Here is a 4,970-nt window from a genome sequence, read left to right as displayed (position 1 = left end):
CGCGCTGCTCGACTTGTCAAGGGAAAAAGGTGGTTTTTGCCAATCTAATTTGCTGGCTACGAATCGGTTAGGCTCTTAACCTGACGCGAATGCCCGCATACCAGCAATCCAGAAGAGCTGGCGCCACTCCTCGTCGCTGCGATAAAGCCCGCCAGGGGCACGTTCGTGCAGCGCATCCTGCCATCTGCGCGGATAATGTGACTCATTGAGCAGCTCCTCCACCAGCACATAGTTCTCGGCCACCCGCGACGCCTGCTCCAGAAGAGCAATGGCATTCTCGGGCACCCGATGCAGTAATCCACGTAGAAGAACCAAATCAAAGGCATTCTCAGCACCGGGCAGATCACGACCATTGAAGGCCGCTTCCCCTGTATGGGCGCTGTGCAGGGAGGAATAACGCCAGCCGCGTTCCCGACAGAGAGTCTCCCCCACCCGGCCTTCGACCTCCAGCACCCGCAGGCCGGGATCGAAATCCATTTCTCGCAAGATTTCCTCTACCAGAGCAGCACCCTCGTCCTCTCGTTCTTCGTCGTCTTTCACCGCCTCCTCATCTCCGGGAAAAGGCACCATCCACTCGCTGCGCCCTTGGCAAAGCTTGCGCCCCTCCGGCTTGGCCCGCAGCACCGCCAATCCCGCTTGTTTCCCCTTCAGATAGGTCAGGCACTGGTAAAACAAGAGGACCCAGCGGTAACGGGGACGCTCCCAGTCGTGGAAAAAGACCAGCGCCTCCTCCTTGAGTAGAGGCACGACGAGGCGGGCACACTCCGCCCTCACCCGGCCGTCGATGAGCACAAAATCAAAGCGTCCCGACAACTGGCCGACCACTTCCAAGTAACTGGCGAAGTCTTCCTGAATCCCCCGGCGACATTCCTCCCCCACTTCTCGCTCCGTCGGCACGTGAAGGAGGGTCACGTGACCGGGCAACCAAGGCCACAGCTCCCGCGCCCATTGCGCGGAATGTTCCACGCTGATGAGTTCTTCCACCAGAGAAGCAAGCTGAAAGGTGCTTCCCCCGGCCCCTATTTCGAGCATACGTAGGCCAGTGGGGCTAAAGCCTCCTTCCTCCCGTCGCTGCTCAATGCGGCGAGCGATTTCTTCACTCTGCTCGCGCTCCATCCAGGGCAGAGGTTGGCTCCAGATCGCCCCCGTCGCCCCCGGCAGCGGGAAACGGTTCCGCAACTGCGGCCAAAGCCGAGGCGCGGACGACCGCTTGCTCTTGCCTTCAGAGTTCTTCTCGCGATGAGGTTTGACGATTTCGCAAAAATCCACCACCCGCAGATCCAAGCCTCGGCAGGCATGAGCCATGATGTGGTCGATGCCCTCGCGCCGCAATTGCTCGCGATAGGGAGCATAGGCTCGCAAAGTTCGATCCACTGCTTCTCGAGAAAGAAAAGGACAAGTCACCGGCAAAAGATTGGTGCGTCGACTCCCCGTCCCGCCTTCCACCCGAAGGAGATGGGGATAGGGCACCTGCCCCTCGGGCGAATGAGCAGGCACAAGCCCGTCGACCCCTTCCCTTTCCATAAATTCAAAACAGCGTGCAATATCCTCCTCGCGCATCTCAATATCATCATCAAGAATGGCGAAATATTGAGAGTCAAACTCTGGACGAAGATGGAAGAATTCCTTACATTTAGCTCCCGTTGCAGGAAGAAAAAAAACTAATACAAACTTTCCATCATATAAACACAACATCCCGAGATAAATCCAGAATAAGAACCCGCGTCCAAAAAAACACACCAACAAAAAACACGCACATTATGAATTCACAATCCACAATTAAACGAAGACGATAAATTATCAATTCAACTCACACCACAATAATCATTCACTTAACACCAAACTCCTCCAACAACTGAACTTTCACCTCATCGCTCGCTATCTCAGAAATCCACAATTTGGCCTGATCTTCATAATCAGATCTAAACAAACTCTTTACTAGGTTTTTAATTGCGACATCACGAACGCTCCCTTTCGGTTGGGAAAGTATCCAATCACCCAGAATAGCAGAATCTTGGAAAGATTGATAGCGGCTTGCCACATCAGCGATTTCAACTGCCACCTGACCGTCCGAACTAGAAGAAATCAATTCTAACAAATCACTTGGATTCTTATGGTTTAAGAACTCTTGAACCCAAGTCTTTATATTCCCTTCAAATGCATCTTTCGTATTCAACTCATCACCAGAAACAAACTTTTCAAATGCAACCCAAGACTCCTCAGGACTCGATCTAACAAAATGAGAAACAATCACTGGCGAGGAAAATGCATCATCGGAAATTTTACTCAATTCACCAAATTTCATTTTCAAACTGGCTTCGCCCTCTTCAGATGCCAAGAGAGAAGCATAGTAAGATACTAATGATGATTTCAACGCTCCATCTTCGAGAGTAGCCAACAGAGCAGGGAATCCCGCATCCAAAAAGCTATCTCTATCCAAATTAGCAGCAGTCAAAAGAGTCGCCTCTTCTTCGTCAGTTAGTCCGAAATTCCGAATCTCTTTAAGAAAATCTGCTACCCGCAAACCGGAAGCATGCGAATAACAGTTTGACAACATAGCTTTGTATTCCTCACCGGGGCCTTTTATTTTTCCTAGCTCCGACAGAAACCCAACTCTATCTTCGCCATTTAGAAACTGAAATCCTGACAAGAAATCATATAGAAATTCATCTCTATCCCTAGACTCCATCTCTACCACATAATCAAGCGCCTCCTGCCAACTGTTCACATTTTTAGAGATAGACGAACTTTGAACTCTTTCAGGTATCCTATGTTCCAATTCAGGTATCCTATGTTCTAATTTTTGCGACACCGAATTCTTATGTGCATTCGAAGTTTTGGACTCGTTTCTTATTAGGTCGTTTTTCCATTTGAAAAAGAAAAAGATCGTAATAACCAGCAACGAAAAACCTACAAATACAAATTTCGGATGAAAAATTTTACTCATCAGCAACGGCCGTTAGAACTCCCAAGTGCTCTTAGCACTCCCGGTATGATGCTTTGTTATAAATTTAACAAGCTTACCCATATTTACATGAGCACCTTTATTAACGCCGCCATCAATATATCGATATTGTGCAAGCGGCGAGTTTTCACCTCGAGTAACACCACCCTGATCAACCCAAGTATTACCATCAGTTTGCCTATTTTCAAAATACTCGGCAAACTTATCTTGCAAGTCACACTCTTCCACAGCTTCGATAATTAATCTCCCTGTAGTGCTCCACTTCACTTTATTATTTACAGATGCAGAAAATCCAACCCAACCCTTTATCACGTTGACTTCTGACGTTTGAAAACCAGACCATTCAAAACTACAAACATAATCCAACGTAACTTTCTTTGTTCCGTTACCTTGCACATTTATTTTGGCCATTGCTTTCACATCACTCCCTCCTAGGGTTCCCTCATCCTCGTATCCCGCGCCAGAATTACTAACACTGATCGAACCAGTCTCTCTATCTACAGACAAAGTTACATAATGCTTGGGTAAAAAAAGAGCACTGTTTCCAGCAGCATCAGTAGCCCTATATGCACCTGCAACACATACTTTTGAAGAATTAGCTAACTGGTTACGACCCGGCGCACCAGCTCGAATACATTTTGATCCATGCGCCTGCGTGTAATAGTTAGTAATACCACCTACCAAAGCAACCGACCTATCTTGCGCGAGTAATAAACCTGCAACGTCCAGGCCACTCGCAGAATAAATAGAGTCAAAAAAACCCTCCCCCCAATCACCCTGAGCGGGCTCTTGCTGGCACACAAGACACCAACTACTTGCCTCTTCCTCTTCAGCATGAACACTTTGCATTAATGCACCTGTGGCTATAATCGCACCTACCGTCGCCCCTCCCGTCCTCTTTAGAAACTTACGTCTCGTCAGTCCATTTTGCGATGAAGTGAAGTCATCCTGGCGGTCGTGACCGAATGGGTTATCAGGTGTCATTTGTTTATGGGGTTAAATAGAATTCCGATATCAGAGCACCATGCGCTTTTATCGTCACTAAGAAGCTGACAAAAAAAAAAACGAGCGCGTCAACAATTTTTCTGATTTATTTTTTCATTATCTGACCTTTCTTAAGCATTTTCATTATCCCGCAGTCTACCATGCCTTCCTCCCCGCACAATCTCATTCTCACCACCCTGCTTGATCCGCCCGGTCGGCGGGAGGCTCGTTTCTTAGGTAAAATCCTAGCCTCCTCTCTTCTCCGCAGCCTCTTCGGCGGGCAAATTGTGATGGAACGCAACTTCCCCGAGCCTCTCTTTCCTATCGAGCGAGTGGACTTGAAGGAACTGGAGCACGATCCCGCCGACTTTCTGCCCGAAGAGGTCGGCCCACGAGCCCAGCGAGCTCGTGTGGAAGCCGCCCTGCGTCATGCCGAGGCCGCCAGCCGCTACGGATGGGTGACTTTTTGCGATGCCGATGTGGTGCCCCTGCGCAACTGGGACCACCTGCTGGTCTATCGTGAAGCCGACCTTCTCATCGCGCGACAAGCTGATGGGCAGCCCGATGCTGGTTTCTTTGCGGTGCGGGGAGAGCGCGTCATTGAATTCGCCGAAGAGTGGGCCGATGCGCTCGCGCACCTTCCGGCCAGGTCCACGAGCGGAGACGAGAATCCTCCCCGTCCCGACGAGGCCGCCCTCGCGCAAGTGGTGGCCAGCGGCAAATGGCGGGTGAAGCCCTTCGAGCGCGGCGAAGTGGTGCAAGCCTTTGCCGAAAGCACCGGGCTACCCGATATTCTCTCCGCCGCTGCCGTGCATCTGAAGGGCGGTTCCCCGGCCGAAAAACGTAAACTGGCCTTCGCCCTGCACATGATGTGGGTCTATGGGGATGAGGATGGGGTGTTTTTAGATATTTTGGAGAGTTGAGAAAGAATCCAGAATCCAGAATCCAGAATCCAGAATCCAGAATCCAGAATCCAGAATCCAGAATCCAGAATCCAGAATCCAGAATCCAGAATCCAGAA

Annotated in this window: 4 protein-coding genes; 1 reads left to right on the top strand and 3 read right to left on the bottom strand. The window is 50.0% G+C overall.

What is annotated here, in order from left to right; translation table 11 throughout:
• Positions 1–75: 75 nt before the first annotated feature.
• The 3 genes from JIN78_RS16495 to JIN78_RS16485 form a co-directional block, all read right to left on the bottom strand.
• Entirely contained in the window at positions 76–1,524 is a 1,449-nt protein-coding gene (locus tag JIN78_RS16495) for a class I SAM-dependent methyltransferase (protein ID WP_200393097.1), read from the bottom strand.
• A 304-nt stretch (positions 1,525–1,828) separates the two neighbouring features.
• Positions 1,829–2,947 carry a hypothetical protein gene (locus tag JIN78_RS16490; protein ID WP_200393096.1) on the bottom strand — a complete coding sequence of 373 codons (1,119 nt, stop codon included), beginning with the start codon at positions 2,945–2,947 and terminating at the stop codon, positions 1,829–1,831.
• 12 nt (positions 2,948–2,959) lie between these two features.
• Positions 2,960–3,949 carry a twin-arginine translocation signal domain-containing protein gene (locus tag JIN78_RS16485; protein ID WP_200393095.1) on the bottom strand — a complete coding sequence of 330 codons (990 nt, stop codon included), beginning with the start codon at positions 3,947–3,949 and terminating at the stop codon, positions 2,960–2,962.
• Positions 3,950–4,110: 161 nt separating this feature from the next.
• Here JIN78_RS16485 and JIN78_RS16480 point away from each other — a divergent pair, with 161 nt between their 5' ends.
• The gene (locus JIN78_RS16480; RefSeq protein WP_200393094.1) at positions 4,111–4,872 is read left to right on the top strand and encodes a glycosyltransferase family protein; all 762 of its coding nucleotides are present in this window, start codon (positions 4,111–4,113) and stop codon (positions 4,870–4,872) included.
• The last annotated feature ends 98 nt before the right edge of the window (positions 4,873–4,970 follow it).

This window comes from Roseibacillus ishigakijimensis, from assembly GCF_016595415.1.
Classification (GTDB): domain Bacteria; phylum Verrucomicrobiota; class Verrucomicrobiia; order Verrucomicrobiales; family Akkermansiaceae; genus Roseibacillus; species Roseibacillus ishigakijimensis.
This window is presented reverse-complemented; position numbering and strand designations above follow the sequence as displayed.